Annotated in this window: 16 protein-coding genes and 1 tRNA gene; 3 read left to right on the forward strand and 14 right to left on the reverse strand. The window is 66.7% G+C overall.

Annotated elements, in window-relative coordinates:
- Positions 1-118: 118 nt before the first annotated feature.
- From lon to F6X38_RS03955, 5 genes are all read right to left on the reverse strand, one after another.
- Positions 119-2,533 (reverse strand): endopeptidase La, encoded by a 2,415-nt coding sequence (lon, locus tag F6X38_RS03935; RefSeq protein WP_150968227.1) that lies wholly within the window; start codon positions 2,531-2,533, stop codon positions 119-121.
- A 222-nt stretch (positions 2,534-2,755) separates the two neighbouring features.
- Positions 2,756-4,021 carry an ATP-dependent Clp protease ATP-binding subunit ClpX gene (gene clpX, locus F6X38_RS03940; protein ID WP_150968228.1) on the reverse strand — a complete coding sequence of 422 codons (1,266 nt, stop codon included), beginning with the start codon at positions 4,019-4,021 and terminating at the stop codon, positions 2,756-2,758.
- Between the two features lie 315 nt (positions 4,022-4,336).
- A complete protein-coding gene (locus F6X38_RS03945) occupies positions 4,337-4,975 on the reverse strand; it encodes an ATP-dependent Clp protease proteolytic subunit (RefSeq protein ID WP_150968229.1) in 639 nt (212 codons plus the stop codon).
- Positions 4,976-5,183: 208 nt separating this feature from the next.
- Positions 5,184-6,542 (reverse strand): trigger factor, encoded by a 1,359-nt coding sequence (gene tig, locus F6X38_RS03950; protein WP_150968230.1) that lies wholly within the window; start codon positions 6,540-6,542, stop codon positions 5,184-5,186.
- A gap of 173 nt (positions 6,543-6,715) precedes the next feature.
- A tRNA-Leu gene (locus tag F6X38_RS03955) sits at positions 6,716-6,799 on the reverse strand.
- Positions 6,800-7,157: 358 nt separating this feature from the next.
- Here F6X38_RS03955 and F6X38_RS03960 point away from each other — a divergent pair.
- Positions 7,158-7,301, forward strand: a complete 144-nt coding sequence (locus F6X38_RS03960; protein ID WP_150968231.1) for a DUF1127 domain-containing protein — start codon at positions 7,158-7,160, stop codon at positions 7,299-7,301.
- 218 nt (positions 7,302-7,519) lie between these two features.
- Complete coding sequence (trmFO, locus tag F6X38_RS03965) at positions 7,520-8,938, forward strand: methylenetetrahydrofolate--tRNA-(uracil(54)-C(5))-methyltransferase (FADH(2)-oxidizing) TrmFO (protein WP_150968232.1); 1,419 nt, start codon at positions 7,520-7,522, stop codon at positions 8,936-8,938.
- On the opposite strand, the gene F6X38_RS03970 is transcribed toward trmFO, so the two are convergent.
- From F6X38_RS03970 to yajC, 6 genes are all read right to left on the reverse strand, one after another.
- The gene (locus F6X38_RS03970) at positions 8,912-10,591 is read right to left on the reverse strand and encodes a DUF4153 domain-containing protein (RefSeq protein ID WP_150968233.1); all 1,680 of its coding nucleotides are present in this window, start codon (positions 10,589-10,591) and stop codon (positions 8,912-8,914) included. The two genes, trmFO and F6X38_RS03970, sit on opposite strands and share 27 nt — an antisense overlap.
- Positions 10,592-10,719: 128 nt before the next feature.
- Positions 10,720-11,550, reverse strand: a complete 831-nt coding sequence (locus tag F6X38_RS03975) for a squalene/phytoene synthase family protein (RefSeq protein WP_150968234.1) — start codon at positions 11,548-11,550, stop codon at positions 10,720-10,722.
- A gap of 7 nt (positions 11,551-11,557) precedes the next feature.
- A complete protein-coding gene (locus F6X38_RS03980) occupies positions 11,558-11,947 on the reverse strand; it encodes an Mth938-like domain-containing protein (RefSeq protein ID WP_150968235.1) in 390 nt (129 codons plus the stop codon).
- Positions 11,948-11,951: 4 nt separating this feature from the next.
- Positions 11,952-12,926, reverse strand: a complete 975-nt coding sequence (secF, locus tag F6X38_RS03985; RefSeq protein ID WP_150968236.1) for a protein translocase subunit SecF — start codon at positions 12,924-12,926, stop codon at positions 11,952-11,954.
- Positions 12,927-12,936: 10 nt separating this feature from the next.
- Positions 12,937-14,544: a protein translocase subunit SecD gene (gene secD, locus F6X38_RS03990; protein ID WP_150968237.1), complete on the reverse strand. Its 1,608-nt coding sequence runs from the start codon at positions 14,542-14,544 to the stop codon at positions 12,937-12,939.
- Positions 14,545-14,646: 102 nt separating this feature from the next.
- On the reverse strand, positions 14,647-14,994 hold the full coding sequence (yajC, locus tag F6X38_RS03995; RefSeq protein WP_150968238.1) for a preprotein translocase subunit YajC: 348 nt from the start codon (positions 14,992-14,994) through the stop codon (positions 14,647-14,649).
- A gap of 103 nt (positions 14,995-15,097) precedes the next feature.
- On the opposite strand from yajC, the gene F6X38_RS04000 reads away from it, so the two are divergent.
- Positions 15,098-15,997, forward strand: a complete 900-nt coding sequence (locus F6X38_RS04000) for an ATP-binding protein (RefSeq protein WP_150968239.1) — start codon at positions 15,098-15,100, stop codon at positions 15,995-15,997.
- A gap of 52 nt (positions 15,998-16,049) precedes the next feature.
- Here the strand turns inward: F6X38_RS04000 and F6X38_RS04005 are convergent, their stop codons facing one another.
- The 3 genes from F6X38_RS04005 to surE form a co-directional block, all read right to left on the reverse strand.
- Positions 16,050-17,630, reverse strand: coding sequence for a peptidoglycan DD-metalloendopeptidase family protein (locus F6X38_RS04005; protein ID WP_150968240.1), 1,581 nt, complete (start codon positions 17,628-17,630; stop codon positions 16,050-16,052).
- A 108-nt stretch (positions 17,631-17,738) separates the two neighbouring features.
- Entirely contained in the window at positions 17,739-18,383 is a 645-nt protein-coding gene (locus F6X38_RS04010) for a protein-L-isoaspartate(D-aspartate) O-methyltransferase (protein WP_161992607.1), read from the reverse strand.
- Between the two features lie 20 nt (positions 18,384-18,403).
- A complete protein-coding gene (gene surE, locus F6X38_RS04015) occupies positions 18,404-19,162 on the reverse strand; it encodes a 5'/3'-nucleotidase SurE (protein WP_150968242.1) in 759 nt (252 codons plus the stop codon).
- Position 19,163: the final 1 nt, after the last annotated feature.

Raw genomic sequence — 19,163 nt, forward strand, 5'->3', positions numbered from 1 at the left:
TCGACTATCAAAATCGGCGCAAGTGCGGATAAGAACAAAAGCGCCGCAAAACAGGCCTTTGCCAACAAAAATGCCGCTCCTGACGGAGCGGCACCCTGTTTTCAGCCCGTTTTTGTAATCAGTGAGCGACTGCCGCCGACTCGCCGTCGGCCGGCACCGCCGCCACCAGCGCCTCCTCTTCCGACCATTCGGTCGGCTCGGGCGAGCGTATCAAGGCCTTCGAGAGAACCTCGCCCATCCGCGACACCGGGATGATCTCGAGATTGTTCTTCACGTTGTCCGGAATGTCCGCGAGATCCTTCGCGTTCTCCTCCGGGATCAGCACGGTCTTGATGCCGCCGCGCAGCGCCGCGAGCAGCTTCTCCTTCAAGCCCCCGATCGGAAGCACCCTGCCCCGCAGCGTGATCTCGCCGGTCATGGCGATGTCGCGCCGCACGGGAATGCCCGTCATCACGGAGACGATGGCGGTCGCCATGGCAGTACCGGCCGACGGACCATCCTTCGGCGTCGCGCCTTCCGGCACGTGGACGTGGATGTCCCGCTTGTCGAACAGTGGCGGCTTGATGCCGAAGTCGATCGCGCGACTGCGGACGTAGGACGCCGCGGCCGAGATCGACTCCTTCATCACGTCCTTGAGGTTGCCCGTGACCGTCATCTTGCCCTTGCCGGGCATCATGACGCCTTCGATGGTCAGCAGTTCGCCGCCGACCTCAGTCCAGGCGAGCCCAGTGACGACACCGACCTGATCGTCCGATTCGGCCTCGCCATAGCGATAGCGCGAGACGCCAAGGTAGTCGGCGATATTGGCGGCGGACACTTCCACCGTCGTCGCCTCGCCCTTCAGGATCTTCGTCACGGCCTTGCGCGCGAGCGTCATCAGTTCTCGCTCGAACGAGCGGACGCCGGCTTCCCTCGTATAGCGCCGCGCGATCTCCTGCAGCGCGTCGGTGCCGACCGAGAACTCCTCCGGCTTCAGGGCATGATCGCGAATCGCCTTCGGCAGAAGATGGCGCCGCGCGATCTCGACCTTCTCGTCCTCGGTATAACCCGCGATGCGGATCAACTCCATGCGGTCGAGAAGCGGACCCGGAATGTTCAGGGTGTTCGCCGTCGTCACGAACATCGTCGGCGACAGATCGTACTCGACCTCGAGGTAGTGATCCATGAAGGTCGCGTTCTGCTCGGGATCCAGCACTTCGAGCAGCGCCGAGGACGGATCGCCGCGGAAGTCCTGACCCATCTTGTCGATCTCGTCGAGGAGGAAGAGCGGATTGCTCTTCTTCGCCTTCTTCATCGACTGGATGATCTTGCCGGGCATGGAGCCGATATAGGTGCGCCGATGCCCGCGAATCTCAGCCTCGTCGCGAACGCCGCCGAGCGCGACACGCACGTATTCGCGGCCGGTCGCCTTGGCGATCGACTTGGCGAGCGAGGTCTTGCCGACGCCGGGCGGGCCGACGAGGCACAGGATCGGACCCTTCAGCTTCGCCTGCCGGCTCTGCACCGCCAGATACTCGACGATCCGCTCCTTGACCTTCTCGAGACCGTAATGCTCGGCTTCGAGGATGGCCTCGGCCTGGTTCAGGTCGATCCTGACCTTCGAGCGCTGCCCCCAGGGCAGGCCGAGCAGCCAGTCGAGGTAGTTGCGCACGACCGTCGCCTCGGCGGACATCGGGCTCATCTGCCGAAGCTTCTTGACCTCGGCCTGAGCCTTCTCGCGGCCTTCCTTCGACAGCTTGGTCTTCTTGATGCGCTCCTCGATCTCGGCGACCTCGTCGCGGCCTTCCTCGCCGTCGCCGAGTTCCTTCTGGATCGCCTTCATCTGCTCGTTGAGGTAGTACTCGCGCTGCGTCTTCTCCATCTGGCGCTTGACGCGCGAGCGGATGCGCTTCTCCACCTGAAGCACCGAAATCTCGGCCTCCATGAAGCTCAGCGCCTTCTCCAGCCGCGCCCGCACGCTGACGAGACCCAGCATCTCCTGCTTCTCGGCGATTTTGATCGCGAGATGCGAGGCGACGGTGTCCGCAAGCTTGGAGTAGTCGTCGATCTGCCCAGCAGCACCAACGACTTCCGGCGAGATCTTCTTGTTCAACTTGACGTAGTTCTCGAACTCGGAAACGACCGAGCGCGCCAGCGCTTCGAGCTCGACCTGATCCTCGTCGGCGGTCGGCACGATCGAAGCCGACGCCTCGTGCCATTCGGTGCGCGGCGAGAAGCTGGTGATGCGCGCCCGCGTCATGCCCTCCACCAGCACCTTCACGGTGCCGTCGGGAAGCTTCAGGAGTTGCAGCACGTTCGCGACGGTACCGAGGTCGTACATCGCCTCGGCGGTCGGGTCCTCGTCGCCGGCGTTCTTCTGGGTCAGCAGAAGGATCTGCTTGTCGGCGCCCATCACCTCTTCGAGCGCCTTGATCGACTTCTCGCGGCCTACGAACAGCGGCACGATCATGTGCGGGAAAACGACGATGTCGCGAAGCGGCAGAACCGGATACAAAGTCGCGCCGGACTGATCCTCGTTGGTCTTGTTCGACATGAATGTCCTTTCTGCGGCCGATCAGCCGCGGGCGGCCATTCCCTTCGAGCCCCGATCGGGCACTCCCAGCGAACGCCAGTCGATCATGTGGTCGTCGTCGCCCGAGGCTTCAATGCACGCTGCCTGCGTTTCTAGCCCGGCCGGCTTCCCGGCTGGACCTCGACGCCGGACGACGGGCGATCCGCCCGCCGAGCATCCGGCGCGGTCGCGAGACCCCCGGCCTCAGGCGCTGACGTTTTCCTTCTCGTCTTTGCGCTCAGCGTAGATGTAGAGCGGCCGGGCGTTGCCCTCGATCACCTCGTCGGAGATGACCACTTCCTGCACGCCTTCCAGCGTCGGCAGGTCGAACATCGTGTCGAGCAAAATCGCCTCCATGATCGAACGGAGGCCGCGCGCGCCGGTCTTGCGTTCGATCGCCTTACGAGCAATCGCGCGCAAGGCGTTCTCATGGAACGTCAATTCGACGTTTTCCATCTCGAACAGGCGCTGGTATTGCTTCACCAGGGCGTTCTTCGGCTCGACGAGGATCTGGACGAGCGCCGGCTCGTCGAGGTCCTCCAGCGTCGCCAGCACCGGCAGCCGGCCGACGAACTCCGGGATGAGCCCGAACTTCAGGAGGTCTTCCGGCTCGACCTTGCGGAAGAGCTCGCCCGTCCGCCGGTCTTCCGGCGAGGAGACGTTCGCCGCGAAGCCGATCGACGTCTTGCGTCCGCGGTCGGAGATGATCTTGTCGAGGCCCGCGAAGGCACCGCCGCAGATGAACAGGATGTTCGCCGTATCCACCTGCAGGAACTCCTGCTGGGGATGCTTGCGCCCGCCCTGCGGCGGCACGCTCGCCACGGTGCCTTCCATGATCTTCAACAGCGCCTGCTGCACGCCCTCGCCCGACACGTCGCGGGTGATCGAGGGGTTGTCGGACTTGCGGCTGATCTTGTCGATCTCGTCAATGTAGACGATGCCGCGCTGGGCGCGCTCGACATTGTAGTCGGCCGACTGGAGCAGCTTGAGGATGATGTTCTCGACGTCCTCGCCGACGTAACCGGCTTCCGTCAGCGTCGTGGCGTCGGCCATGGTGAACGGCACGTCGAGGATGCGGGCGAGCGTCTGGGCGAGCAGCGTCTTGCCGCAGCCGGTCGGGCCCATCAGCAGGATGTTCGACTTCGCCAGCTCGACGTCGTTGTTCTTCTGCGCGTGCGCGAGCCGCTTATAGTGGTTGTGGACCGCGACGGAGAGCACTTTCTTGGCGAAGCTCTGGCCGATCACGTAATCGTCGAGGACCGAAATGATCTCTTGCGGGGTCGGAACGCCCTCGCGAGACTTCACCATCGAGGATTTGTTCTCCTCGCGAATGATGTCCATGCAAAGCTCGACGCATTCGTCGCAGATGAACACGGTCGGGCCCGCGATCAGCTTGCGCACCTCGTGCTGGCTCTTTCCGCAGAAAGAGCAGTAGAGCGTGTTCTTGGAGTCGCCGCTCACTTTGCTCATACGAATTTCCTTCCGGCCCGATGGCGGCTGTCGCAAAGCGCGGCAACCGCCCATCTCGCCTTATGTTATGCCGCGTCGCAACGAATGCAACTGCGGCTCCCCCGCGGCCCGAATGCGCCGCATATGACAATCCTGCGACCTGCCTTATGCTCAGTCGACAAGCTTGAGCGACCCTGACCGGACGACTCGCAGCCCCGATGATGACCGCGAATTCTTACCGATCTGCTCTGACCTAGCGGCAACCTCTTCGTGAGGCATGCCGTTCGGACTGAACGCGTCAAACCGCCGCCGCGTTGCGCGGCGAGGCGTCGCGCCTCAGGAGCCGGACTGGAGCTGCGACTCGAGCGCCTCGCGGGACGAGTAGACCCGGTCGATCAGGCCGAACTCCTTCGCCTCGTCCGCCGTCATGAAGTGGTCGCGGTCGAGCGTCTTCTCGATCGTCTCGTAGTCCTGGCCCGTGTGCTTCACGTAGACCTCGTTCAGGCGGCGCTTCAGCTTGATGATATCCTGCGCGTGCCGTTCGATGTCGGAGGCTTGGCCCGAGAAGCCGCCGGAGGGCTGGTGGACCATGATGCGGGCGTTCGGCGTCGCGAAGCGCATGTCCGGATGGCCGGCGCAGAGCAGCAGCGAGCCCATCGAGGCCGCCTGTCCGATGCAGAGCGTCGAGACGGCCGGCTTGATGAACTGCATCGTGTCGTAGATCGCCATGCCGCTGGTCACGACGCCGCCCGGCGAGTTGATGTAGAGGGCGATCTCCTTCTTCGGGTTCTCGGCCTCAAGGAACAGGAGCTGCGCGCAGACCAGCGTCGACATGCCGTCCTCGATCGGCCCGGTGATGAAGATCACGCGCTCCTTCAGGAGGCGGGAGAAGATGTCGTAGGCCCGCTCGCCGCGGTTCGTCTGCTCGACGACCATCGGCACGAGGTTCATCGCTCTTTCGACGGGATGCGTCATGGTTCGCGCTTTCGATTGGAGCGGCGGCGGGAACCGTCGCGGGAGAATCGGGTGGCCGGAGCCCAGGGCGTAGATAGGACCGCGCGGCTGGCCTTCGCAAGACTCGCGCACGCCGACTTCCAGCCCGGGTCCAGCGTCCTTTCCCGGGCCCGAAGACGAAAAAGGCCGGCGGGACGCCGGCCTTCGCTTCTGAAAAAGAGAAGGAAGTTCAGGACGCGAGCGCCAGCGGCTCCTCGTCCTCCTTCATCAGCTCTTCCTTGGTGACGGTCTTGTCCGTCACGTCGATCTTCGTCAGCAGCCAGTCGACGACCTTCTCCTCGTAGAGAGGCGCGCGCAGGCTCGCCACCGCTTCCGGGTTCTTCTGGTAGTACTCGTAGATCTGCTGCTCCTGGCCGGGGAAGCGGCGCACCTGGTCGAACAGCGCGCGCTGCATCTCCTCGTCCGAGATCTGGACGCCCGCCTTTTCGCCCATCTCGGACAGCACGAGCCCGAGACGCACGCGGCGCTTGGCGAGCACGAGGTATTCCTCGCGCGCCTTCTCTTCCGTCGTCTCCTCGTCCTCGAACGACTTGCCGGCGCTCTTCAGCTCCTGCTGCACCTGCGCGAAGATGTTGTCGAACTCGGCCTGCACCAGCCGTTCCGGCAGCTCGAAGTCGTAGTCCTTGTCGAGGGCGTCGAGGAGCTGGCGCTTCACCTTCTGGCGGGTGGCGAGGCCGTACTGGCTCTCGATCTGCTCGCGCACGACGGTGCGAAGCCGCTCCAGGGATTCGATGCCGAGGCGCTTCGCCACCTCGTCGTCGAGCTCCAGCTCCGCCGGTCGGGCGACGGCCTTCACGGTCACGTCGAAGGTGGCATCCTTGCCGGCGAGGTTCTCCGCGCCGTAGTCGGCCGGGAACGTCACGTCGACCGCCTTCTCGTCGCCGGCCTTCGCGCCGAGGAGCTGGTCCTCGAAGCCGGGAATGAACGTCTTGGAGCCGAGCACGAGGTTCTGGTCGGCAGCGGTGCCGCCATCGAAAGCCTCGCCGTCGACCTTGCCGACGAAATCGAGGGTCACGCGATCGCCGTCCTGCGCGCCTTCCTCGGTCGGCTCGTAGCTGCGGGCGTTCTCCGCGATGCGCTTGACCTGATCCTCGACCTCTTCCTCGGGCACCTCGACGACCGGGCGCTCGACCTTGATGCCGGCTGTGTCCTTGAGGTCGAACGCCGGCAGCATCTCGTAGGAAATCTTGAAGCGGAAATCCTCCTTGCCGCCGAGAACCTTCTCGGCTTCGCCGGCATCCTCGCTCATCTCGATCTCGGGCCGCATGGCGGACCGCTCGTTGCGCTCCGCGATCACCGAGCGCGGCGTCTCGTTCAGGATCTGGTTGATGATCTCGGCCATCATCGAGCGGCCGTAGGTCTTGCGCAGGTGCGCCAGCGGCACCTTGCCGGGGCGGAAGCCCTTCAGACGCGCTTGATCCTTCGCCTCGTGCAGGCGGGTCTGCAGCCGGGCCTCGAGGTCGGACGCCGGGATCACGACCTCGATGACTCGCTTCAGGCCCTCGGCCGTGGTTTCCTTGACCTGCATCGCTTCTCAGTCCTCTCATGCCGGTCGCCGCGCATCATGCGGCCGCCGGCCTTGTCTCGTTGGCGGCATGCGGACCGGCCCTCTACGATGCGGATACATCGTCGGGCCGGCTGCATGCCAGGAATAGGTACCGCCCGAAACGGACGGTTTCCGGCAGCCGCACGATCGGCAACTGGTGCGGGCGGAGGGACTCGAACCCCCACGCTTTCGGCGCCAGAACCTAAATCTGGTGCGTCTACCAGTTCCGCCACGCCCGCCGAACCCTGCCGAGCGGCTGCCGGGAAGGCGCCTCCATAACACCAGTTAACGAGGGGGAAAAGAACAAAGGCCGCCGATCGGGCCTCCGGATCGGAATGCCCGCGCAAGCTCGCCGCAAGGTCGGCTTGAATGCCAAAGCCGGATCGGGCCTTCTCGATCACCGTGGCGATCACACCGCCAGCACGCCGCCGGAACCCTCGACGAGACGTGCTGCGAAACGATTAATGCTGCGATGCACAAAGCGCATCTCAGCCATGCGCATTCCGTTCTGGTGCTCAGTGGGCGCCTCTCTTACCTTCAAGCTCAACGGAGCCGAGAGGAATAGGTCCGAGGGCTCCGGTCCGAAGGAAGAGGGCAATGAATATCGCTCGGTCGTACCAGAACTGGCGCCGTTACCGCGAGACCTGCAACGAGCTGAATCGCCTCTCGCACCGCGAGCTGGCCGATCTCGGAATTTCGCGCTCGGACATCCCGAACGTAGCCCGGAAGGCAATCGGCTGACCTTGCGAGGTTGCCAACCGCTAAGCCGATGAACAGATAGAGATTTCGCGCGAGCTCACCTCCTCCCAGAGCGAGCGCGAATGGAGCCTGCGGATCCTCCTCCCACTGCAGGTTCGGAGGCCTTCGAACCTCCTCCCATCGAAGGCCGTCAAACGACACCCGCCGGTTCCTCCCCCGGCGGGTGTTGTCGTTTCTGCGGACGTGCTAGACCGACGGCCATGCAGAACGATCCAATTCACGTTGTCGGCGGCGGCCTGGCAGGCTGCGAAGCCGCGTGGCAGATCGCCGAACGGGGTATCCCGGTAGTCCTCCATGAGATGCGTCCCGTGCGAGAGACGGCCGCGCACAAGAGCGGCGACCTCGCCGAACTGGTCTGCTCGAACTCGTTCCGATCCGACGATGCCGCGACGAACGCGGTCGGGGTGCTCCACGCCGAGATGCGGCTGGCGGGCTCTCTCATCATGCGGTCGGCCGACGCGCATCAGGTTCCGGCCGGCGGCGCGCTCGCCGTCGACCGCGAGGGCTTCGCCGCCCGCGTCACCACCGAGATCGAGCGGCATCCGCTGATCGATATCCGCCGCGAGGAAGTCTCGGGCCTGCCGCCGCGCGAGTGGGGAGCGACGGTCATCGCCACCGGTCCGCTGACCGCGCCGGCGCTCGCCGAAGCGATCCGGGCGGAGACCGGCGCGGACGCCCTGGCCTTCTTCGATGCCATCGCGCCGATCGTGCACTTCGACACGATCGACATGGGCATCGCGTGGTTCCAGTCGCGCTACGACAAGGTCGGACCGGGCGGCAACGGCGAGGATTACGTCAACTGCCCGATGAACCGCGACGAGTACGAGCGCTTCATCGCCGAACTGCTGGCGGGCGAGAAGACGACCTTCAAGGAATGGGAGCACGTCCCCTATTTCGACGGCTGCCTGCCGATCGAGGTCATGGCGGAGCGCGGGCCGGAAACGCTGCGGCACGGCCCGATGAAGCCGATGGGCCTGACCAACCGGCACAAGCCGGACGAGAAGGCTTACGCGATCGTGCAGCTTCGACAGGACAACGCGCTCGGCACGCTCTACAACATGGTCGGCTTCCAGACGAAGCTGAAATATGCCGAGCAGGTGCGGGTGTTCCGCACGATTCCCGGCCTGGAGAATGCCGAGTTCGCACGCCTCGGCGGGCTGCATCGCAACACCTACCTCGATTCGCCCCGGCTGCTCGACGGATCGCTGCGTCTGCGCTCGCGTCCCGACATCCGCTTTGCCGGCCAGATCACCGGCTGCGAGGGCTACGTCGAATCCGCCGCGATCGGTCTCCTCGCCGGACGCTTCGCCGCCGCCGAGGCGATGGGCGAGGCCGCGGAACCGCCGCCGGAGACCACGGCGATGGGCGCGATCCTGCGCCACATCACCGGTGGCCACCTTTCGGTCGAAGAGGAAGGCGGCAAGCGCTCGTTCCAGCCGATGAACGTCAACTTCGGCCTGTTTCCGCCGATCGAGGCGCCGCGCAGCGAGGGCAAGCGGATGCGCGGCAAGGAGAAGACGCTGGCGAAACGCCGCGCCCTGTCGGCGCGCGCCCTCGCCGATTGCGGCGCCTGGCTCGGCTTGCCGCCGGTCTCAGCGCTGCCCGCCGCCGCCGAGTGAGGCGGAGGCCGGCCATTCGGCTCGGCGCAAGGCGAGATCGAAGGACAGGCTGACGCCGCCGAGCGTCGCCGGATCGAACGATGCCGAGCGGACGAACAGGCGCAGGGAGCGGCCGTCGCGTGTGCGGATGTCGGCGACGAACGGCGCGACAGCTTCCGGCGACGCTCCGCCGACGTCCGGCAGCGAGCGAACCGCGGCGGCGGCGTCGAAACGATCCGTGACGCCCTGCCAGCGCAGCGTGATCTCGCCGTTCTGCGTGACGAACTGCGGCGGCGCGTCGGTTGCGACCGTTCCGGAAAACTCCGACGCGTAGGCACCGAGGTTCGTGAAGAACGTGTCGTAGCCGGTGACGTCGAGAGCGACAGGCTTCTGCCCGGCAAACGAGCGATACTGCGGCGACGGCGTGCCGTAGCCGAGCCCGAGCCGATCGAGCAGCACCGTCAGTTGCCGGTCTTCCTCGAGACCGGCCACGGCGTTCCGGTCCTCGTCGCCGAGATGCGGCATCAGCGCCGGCAGCGCGCCGACCGCAGCTATTGCCTGCAGGCGCGTGCGCGCCGCTTCCCGTCGTTCTTCCGTCAAGGCATCGACCTTATCCCCGTCTCGTCCGAGGCTCGGATAGTCGCGAAGAAGCCGGTCGATCTGGCTGCGGGCGACGGTCTGGGCAACGCCCCACGGACCGAAGGCCGAGAGCGCCAGGAGCAGCACCGGCACCGCTGCCATAAGACGGATGTCGCCACGAAGCCGAGGGAAGACTTGAGCGAGCACGATTGCGCCAGCCGACACGGCGGCGAGGCCGAGATAGTAGCGCTCGCCGGTGACGCCTTGATCCGAAATCCGCAGCCAGAGCCCATAAGCGAGGAGCAGGAGCGGCAGCACGAGCGTCGCCGTCCAGATGCGTCCGAACAGGCGTGTGGCAACGCCGCCGCGCGTCAGGAACGGATGCGCGGCGACCCGCACGGTCAACGCGAACAGCGCGAAGCTGCCGACGATCCAGCCGATCTGGTTCTTCGGCAACTCGCCCGTCAACACGATCTTCGCCGCATAGGCGTGCAGCACCAGCGCTACCGCCAGCGCGAGCGGCGCCGCGATCCAGTCCTGCAGCGTGCCGAGACCGGAACTCAACCGATCCTCTGCCGGAGCGGCGATCACCGCCTCTTCGAAGAGATCGCGCGGGATGCGGCCGAGCGCGAACAGCGGACCGACGAAGGCGCATGCGACGACATAGAGATGTTCGTAGGCGCGCTGCGGAATGCCGACGTCGAACAGGTAGCGGACCATCTCCAGGATCGCCGTCACGCCGAGGACGAAGAGCAGCACCGATACGAAGGCGAGCGCCGCTCCGAATGCACCCCAGTGCAGGAAGGTCCAGAAGCGAAGGGAATTGGAGGTGAACAAATGTGGCGCGAGGGGCACGGCAAGGCAGAGGGCGGCGATCAACGGCGGCGCGAAGACGCCGAGTTGCCGCCCAAAGAACACGGCGCAACCGGCGATGATCGCCGCGGCGAGGGACATGGCAAAGCGCAGGCCGCTCGACCAGCCGCGCGATTCGCCGAACAGCGCGGCGGCGGCCGCGACGGCTCCAGCGCCGACCAGCGCCGACTGCGCCCGCAGCCAAGCCGCATCGTCGAACGGATGGAAATCTTCGATCGCCAAGCTGAGAAGGCTCGCGAAACCGGCGATCGCAAGCGCAGTGACCGGAAAGCGCGCGACGGCGAGACCGATTCCTTCCGCGAAAGCGGCGGTGAACCGGCTGACGCGTCCGCGTCTAAGGACACCCGTCGTCACCGCCGCATCGCCCGCCAGTAGGAGAAGAGACGCCGCAACGGCGCGGCGCGGCCGAGCGTCGGACCCGGAGAGTTCGCGCGGCGCAGCGACGTCTCGATCGGGTCGAGCGTCAGAAAGACCGGCTTCAGCGACCTAGGCAGTGCCGCCGCTGCCGCTCTCGCCTTAGCCGCGTGATCGAGGCCGAAGGCCGCCATCGCGGCGACCGCGCGCCGCCGCTCTTCGTCATCGCCCGACAAGGCTTCTCGCGCGCAGCCGACCGCGTCGAGAATGTCGGTGGGAAAGAAGATCTGCGCGTGGGCCGGACGGCGGTCGAGCAGCGTGACGGCTTCCGCCACGACCCGCGTGACACCCGCATGTCCCGCGGCTTCGGAAGCGGCGGATGCGCCCTCGCGGTCGAGAACCATCGCCGCCAGCATCAGCACCGCCGACGCGGTCTCGCCGGCATAGGCTTCGAGCTCGGCCCGCCCCGGCATCGGATCGTCGTAGAGGTCGAAGATGCGGGCATCGAGCAAGGTTTCGAAGGCGGACGCCGGCAGGTCGCAGGTCGCGATGGTCTCCAGCAGCGCCGCCGCGACCGGACTGCCCTGCCCGCTGGCCTCCAGCGGATCGGCCGCATGCGCCTCGATCCGATCCCGCCACCATTGCAGCCGGATTTCGCCCGGCAGCGGCTGACTGACGATCTGCCGGATGCGCGCCGTCTCGATATCGAAAGCGTAGAGCGCGTTGAGATACGGCCATCGGTCGCGCGCCGCGAAGGCGACGGCCACGGCGCGGTCGGGATCGTCGCGCCGGACGAGCGCTTCGCATTCGGTGAAGCCGTCCGGCATCGCTCCGCTACTCGATCGCGACGAGAGCCGCCGCGACCGGGCGCTCCTCGGACAGCATGACGTTTAGCGTCCGTACCGCCGCGCCGGTCGACATGGCGTCGCAAGACAGGCCGAGGCTGCGGAAGCGCTCGACCAGCGGCTTCGGCAGCCGCCGGAGTTCGAGACCCGTGCCGAACAGGAAGAATTTGAAGCTGTCGGCCTCCTCGAAGACCTTCAGGAGCCGCTTCCCCGAGAAGGGCGCAGTTTCCGTCGCCTCCCAGCCGTAGATGCCGGACGGCAGGCACAGCAGCGAGCCGCGATGCGACATGCCGGCGAAGCGAAAGCCGCCGTTGCCGTATGCCTCGATCGGCGCGCGCCCCGGAAAGTGCGCCTGCCGAACCTCGATGCCGGAGGACACGCGATCAGCCCGCGCGCGCCGGCGTCTTGGCGGGAACGGTGCCGGCCGGCTTCTTCACCTCTTCCTTCTTCGCCTCGTCCTTCGGCGCGCGGATGTTGAAGTAGATCAGGATCGGGCCGCCGATGAAGATCGAGGAAGCGGTCGCGACGATGATGCCCCAGATCATCGCGGCGGTGAACGAACGGATCACCGGGCCGCCGAAGACGTAGAGCGAGAGCAGTGCCAGGAGCAGCGTCAGCGACGTCATGATCGTACGCGCGAGCGTCTGGTTCGTCGCGAGGTCGATCACGTCGCGGATCGGCATCTGCTTGTATTTGCGCAGGATCTCGCGGATGCGGTCGAAGATCACCACCGTGTCGTTCAACGAGTAGCCGATGATCGTTAGAATCGCGGCGAGGCTCTGCAGATTGAAGTCGATCTGCGTCGCGGCGAAGAAACCGACGGTCAGGATCGCGTCGTGCACCAGCGTCGCGACCGCGGCGACGCCGAACTGCCATTCGAACCGCACCCAGATATAGGCCATGATGCCGGCGATTGTGAACAGCACGGCCAGCGTGCCGGTACGCGCCAGTTCGCCCGACACGCGCGGACCGACCGTCTCGACGCGGCGGAAATCGTAGTCCGCTGCCCCGAGCGTGTCGCGGACGCGCTGCGCCGCGGCCTGATCGGCCTGCGCGCCGTCCGGCTGCGCCGCGACGCGGATCAGCACCTCGTTCGGCGACCCGATGGTCTGGATCTGCACCTCGCCGAGCGCGAGTGCATCGAGTTTGGAACGGATGTCCGCGATGTCGGCCGTCGGCTGGTGGCTGTGCACCTCGATGACGGTGCCGCCCTTGAAGTCGATGCCGGCATTGACCCCGACCGCGAAGAACAGCGCGAAGGACACGAGGATCAGGACGATCGATACGGGCGTGCGGACCTTAGCCCATTTCATGAAGGGCAGGTTCGTGTCGTCCGGGATGAGGCGGATGTGTTTCATGGAATTCGCCTCAGAGCGGCAGGGCCTTCGGACGCGACTTTCGCGCCCAGAGCGCGACGATCAGCCGGGTCACGAGATAGGACGTGAAAAGCGTCGAGATGATGCCGATGGCGAGCGTTACCGCAAAGCCGCGCACCGGCCCGGAGCCGAGCGAGAACAGCGCGATGGCGGCGATCAGCGCCGTCAGGTGCGAGTCGATGATGGTCGCGAAGGCGCGGCGGAAGCCGTGGTCGAGCGCGACGATCACCGAATTGCCGGCCTTCCCCTCCTCGCGGATGCGCTCGTAGATCAGGACGTTGGCGTCCACCGCCATGCCCATCGTCAAGACGATGCCGGCGATACCAGGCAAGGTCAGCGTCGCGCCGAGCGCGGTCAGGATGCCGATCATCAGCGCGTTGTTCGCGATGAGCGCCAGGTCGGCGAAGAAGCCGAGCAGGCCGTAGCAGGCGACCATGAAGATCGCGATCGCGACTGTCGCGACGATCGAGGCGATCAGACCGGCGCGGATCGAGTCGGCGCCGAGGCTCGGGCCGATCGTGCGCTCTTCGTCGATGATCAGCCGCGCCGGCAGCGAGCCCGCCCGCAGCAGGATCGCCAGATCGTTGGCCGACTGCGAGGTGAAGCTGCCGCTGATCTGGCCCGTCCCTTGCAGGATCGGCTCGCGGATCGTCGGGGCGGAGATGACCTTGTCGTCGAGGACGATGGCGAAGGGCCGGCCGACGTTCTGCTGCGTGACGCGACCGAACTTCGACGTGCCGGCGGAGTTGAGCTGGAACGAGACGATCGGCTCGTTGGAGCGCTGGTCGAAACCCGAGGACGCGCCGCTGAGGTCCTGCCCGGTCAGAAGCGGAGCGTCGTCCACGACGAAAGCGACGCCGGGATTGTCCTTCGACGGCAGCACCTGCACGCCCGGCTTGCGGTTCGCCTCCGCTTCGCTGGCGGGAATCTGGTTCTGGACGAGATGGAAGGTGAGCTGCGCGGTCTGCCCGATGAGGTCCTTCAGCCGCGCGGGGTCGGTCAGGCCCGGCACCTCGACAAGGATGCCGTCGTCGCCCTGCCGCTGGATCGACGGCTCGACGGTGCCGAGCTGGTTGATGCGCTGCTCGATCACTTCGATGGACTGCTGCGCGATCTCGCCGACGCGACGCGACAGCCCAGCTTCGGCATAGGTGAACTGCGCCGCGCCGTCGTCGGAAACGTTGAGATCGAACTCGTTCACGGCGGTGCCGCCGAACACGGAGGAGTTCATCGGGTTGCGCAGCGCCTCCAGGCGCCTGCGCGCCTCCGCCACCTGCGACGGGTCGCGCAGGCGAAGCTGCACGCTCTGCCCCTGCACGCGGAGGTTCGTGTAGCCGATGCGCGGGTTCTGCTGCAGCGCATTGCGCACGTCGCCGACGAGGCTGAGCAGGCGGCGCTGCGCGAAGTCCTGCCGATCGATCGTGTAGAGCAGATAGACGCCGCCCTGGAGGTCGAGGCCGAGCACCATCTGCCGCTTCGGCAGCCAGTTCGGCATCGAATCCAGCACCGAACGGGGAATCATGTTCGGCGAGGCGAAGAGCGCCCCGACGAACACCACCGCCCAGATCAGGATCACTTTCCAGCGTTCGAAGTAGAGCATGTCGATCCCGACCGGTCCGCAGCCGGCGCCGTCGTCCCGACGGAGCGCCCGCTGAAATCAGATTTTACGAACTCATCAGCCGTGCGCGGGCACGGCGCGAAGTCACTTGGCGTTCGCGGCCTGCGGCTCGCCTTTCACGCGCACCTCCGTGACGGTCGCCTGCAGCACGCGGATCTTCACCTGTTCCGCGATCTGCACTTCCAGTTCGCCGTTCTCGAGCACCTTCGTCACTCGGCCGACGATGCCGCCGCCGGTGATCACCGTATCGCCGCGGCGGATGTTGCGGATCATCTCCTCGCGCTTCTTCAGCTGCGAGCGCTGCGGCCGGATGATCAGGAAGTACATGATCGCGAACACGACCACGAATGGCAGGATCGTGATCAGAATGTCGTTCGGTCCCCCTCCGCCGACCGCGGTCTGCGCTTGCGCCAAGGCCGGCGTGACGAACATCCGAAAACTCCCGAGGATCAGAATCGCGAGCCGTGCCGGCCCTTTACGAAGTGCGCGAAATATACGAACGGTCCTCTCCAATGCAACATACGCCTTCGCACGGATGGTCGCGGTGACGGCCCCCTCCTCCACGCTTCCCCACGATCTCGCGCCGCTGCTCGAACGGGTGGCCGCGGCGCTGGAGCGACTGGCACCGCCGCCGATACCACCGCTCGACTTCGAGGCGGCCGACTGCTTCGTGTTCGAGCCGCCCGGCCGCCTCGTCCCGGTGCGACGGGTGAACCGCGTTCCGATCGGGCTGCTGCAAGGCATCGACCGCTCGCGCGACATCCTTCTCGACAACACGCGCCGCTTCGCGACTGGGCTACCGGCGAACAACGCCCTCCTCTGGGGCGCGCGGGGCATGGGTAAGTCGTCGCTGGTGAAGGCGGTGCACGCCGAAGCCAACGCCGGACGCGCCGAAAGCCAGCCGCTTCTCAAGCTGATCGAGATTCCGCGCGAGGACATCGCGCACCTGCCCGAACTGATGAACGCGCTGCGCGACGCGCCCTTCCGCTTCGTGCTGTTCTGCGACGACCTGTCGTTCGACGGGGGCGACGCGTCCTACAAGTCGCTGAAGGCGGCGCTCGAAGGTGGCGTCGAGGGACGGCCGGCGAACGTCCTCTTCTACGCCACGTCGAACCGGCGGCACCTTCTGCCGCGCGACATGATCGAGAACGAGCGGGCGACCGCGATCAATCCCGGCGAGGCGGTCGAGGAGAAGGTCTCGCTGTCCGACCGGTTCGGGCTCTGGCTCGGCTTCCACAATTGCAGTCAGGACGACTATCTCGCGATGGTCGGCGGCTATCTCGCGGCGCTCGGCATCGAAGCCGGGGCGGAAATCGTCCGCCGGGAGGCACTGGAATGGTCGGTGACGCGCGGCAGCCGCTCGGGGCGCGTCGCGTGGCAGTTCGTGCAGGACTTCGCCGGCCGGCTCGGCCGCGCGGTCGACCTCATCGCATGATGAGGCCCGCCGCCCCGGTCGGGCGGCGGGCCTCGTCGCGCTCCGGACCGGCCTACTGGAGGTACTTGCCGGGATCGACGGGCGCGGAGTTCTTGCGGACCTCGAAGTGCAGCATCGGAGCCTGCGCGTCGCCCGACATGCCGGCCGTCGCGATCTCCTGACCGCGCTTCACGGTCTCGCCGCGCTTCACCTTCAGGTCGTCGGCATGGCCGTAGACGGTGACGAGGCCGTTGTCGTGCCGCACGAGCACGGTGTTGCCGAACTCCTTCAGGCCGTCGCCGGCATAGATCACGACGCCGTTCTCGGCGGCCTTCACCGGCGTGCCACGCGGCACTGAGATGTCGAGGCCGTCGTTGCGGCGCGTGCCATCCTTGTCGCCGAAGCGCTTCAGCACCCGGCCCTGCACCGGCCAGCGGAACTGGTCGATGCCCGTGGAGGACGGCGCGGCGGCCGCTTCCTTCGTCTCCTCGTCGGCGATGGTCGTTGCCGGCGCAGCCTCCTTCACCGGAGCCGCGGCCACGGTCTCCTCCTTGGCCGACGCGGCGGAGGCCACGACCTTCGGCTGGGCGGCGGGCTTGGTTTCGGTCGCCGGCGCCTTCGCGGCGGCCTTCTCCTCGGCCGGCTTCTGAACCGCCGGCGCCTGATACGGCTTCGGCTGCTTCTCGGCCGTCTCGGCGACGGCCTTGGCGGCCGGCTTCACCGCAGGCTTCGACGCCATGCCTTCCCGCGGATCGAGCGAGGCGACGCGCTTCGGCTCCATCGCGCCGCCCGGCAGCGTCAGCTTCTGGCCGATGCGGACGGAGTCGCCGGTCATGCCGTTTGCGGCTTTCAGTTCGGCGACCGTGACGCCCGAGCGGCGCGCGATGCCCATCAGTGAATCGCCGCTCTCGACGATCACGTGGCCGGGCGTCGCGGCGGCAACGCTTCGCGAAGCGGAGGGCGCACGCAACGTCTGCGGCGGCGCGCCGAGCTGCTGCGCGCCACCGGCATCGGCGACGGCTCTCGCTGCCGGCCGCTCGCCGTAGGAATAGGTCGGGATGGCGATCTGTCGGCCGGCGACGGCGTCAGAGGCGCTGGTTAGGCCGTTCGCCGACATCAGTGCCTTCACCGGCACGCCGTAGCGGTTCGAGATCGTATCGAGCGTCTCGCCCTCGCGTAGCGTCACGGTGTTGCCGCTCGCGCTCCAGCCCGCCTTGGCCGGCGCAGCCGACGCGGCGCGGACGGGCGCGGGTTGCTCCATCGCGGCTGCCGGCGGCGTATAGGGGCGCGGCTGCGCGGCGGAGGCAGTGACGGCGGACGGCGCGGACGGCGGCGCGAGCGTGGCGCGCTGGATCGAACCGCCCTGGTTCCCGCCCTGCGGATAGTTTTGGCCGTAGTCCTGCGAAGCCGGCGGCAACGACCCCGACGAGCCGTCGTAGAGCGGCTGGCGGGCGTTCTGGCCAACCGAACCGGTGCTCGTCTGGTCGATCCCGCCCTGCGGCACCGGACGCTGCGGCTGCGGCACCGCGCCGGTATAGAAGCTGTCGAACCGAGTGGCGTCCGCGCTGCAGCCCGCACCGAGGGCGGTGAGCGCGACGAGCGCGACCGTTCGGGCAAAACGCAGCCGTCCGGTCTTCAGCACCTCACTACGCATCGATGTCCCCGTGCAATTCTGGTTTCGGGAACATTCAAACCCCGCAGGGTTACTTCCCGGTTAACTGCAAGAGGTCACTCGATAAAATTCGTTAGGCTTGTTGAATCGCTAAAGCTTGCGAGCGATCCCCTGCGCGAGCGGCTGGTAACGGACCGGGCGCAGATCCTCGCGTTCGAGCCGGCTTCCCACCTTCTGCAGCCGCACCAGCGTCTGCTGACCCTGCCCCGGTCCGAGCGCGGCGATGATCTGGCCGTGCTGCGCGAGCTGATCGAGGAAGACGCGCGGCATCGTCTCCATCGAGGCGTGCAGGATGATGCGATCGTAGGGGGCGGCGTCGCGCCACCCTTCCCGCCCATCCTCCTGGACGAACTGCGCGCCGGGCACGCCGCAGGTCTTCAGCCGCTCCTCGGCGGCGTCGATCAGCGTCCGGTAGCGTTCCAGCGTCGTCACCCGGCCAGCGAGCTTCGCGAGCAGCGCGGTGACGTAGCCGCTACCCGTACCGATCTCCAAGACGCGGCTCGTCGGCTCGACGCGAAGGTCGGCGACGAGCGCGACGGCCGCCATCGCGCTCGGCATGGTCTCGCCGCAGTCGATCGGGAACGACGAATCCGCATAGGGTTCGACGATGTTGCCGCGCACGAACTGGCGCCGCGGCACCGCCTCCACCGCCTGCTGCAGGCGCTGGTCGGCGAACCGGGCGGAGCGCAGCCGGAGCAGGAAGGCCGCGATCTCCTCGCGGTCCCGTTCGCTCATGTTCGGCAAGACACCCTGCATCATGACCGGAAGAAGTCGCGCAACTCCTCGCGGAGCACGTGCTCGGTGAAGTCGAGCTTCATCGGCGTCACCGAGATGCGCCCGGCGGCGAGCGCGCCGATGTCGGAATTCTCCATCTCGGCGCCCACCTGCCGCCCGAACTTCAGCCAGAAATACGGAAAGCCGCGGCCGTCCTTCCGCTGTTCGAGGTCGAGGTTGTATTCGAGCTTGCCTTGCCGCGTGACCTCGACACCCTCCACCTCGTCCGGCCGGACTGCCGGAAAATTGACGTTGAAGAAGACGCCCGGCCGGTAGTCCGCCGCCATCAGCTTCTCGATGATCGGCGCAGCATGGCGCTCGGCAGTCTCCCAGAGCGCCTCGCGGTCGGTGTCCGGCGTGTGCGCTTGGCTCAGCGCGATCGACCGGAAACCCAGCATCGTGCCCTCGATCGCGCCGGCGACCGTGCCCGAATAGGTGACGTCGTCGCAGACGTTCTGGCCGGCATTGATGCCGGAGAGCACGAGATCCGGCGGTTCCGGCATCAGGTGCCGGACGCCCATGATCACGCAGTCCGTCGGCGTGCCGCTGAGTGCGAAGCGCGTCTCGTCCAGCTTGCGCAGGCGCAGCGGATGGTAGAGCGTCAGCGAATGCGACAAGCCGCTCTGGTCGGTTTCCGGCGCGACGATCCAGACGTCGTCGGACAGCGCCCGCGCGACGCGCTCCAGAACCGCCAGCCCTTCCGCATGGATGCCGTCGTCGTTGGTGATGAGGATCCGCAAC

Origin of the sequence: Plantimonas leprariae (assembly GCF_008802405.1) — a bacterium.
Classification (GTDB): domain Bacteria; phylum Pseudomonadota; class Alphaproteobacteria; order Rhizobiales; family Rhizobiaceae; genus Plantimonas; species Plantimonas leprariae.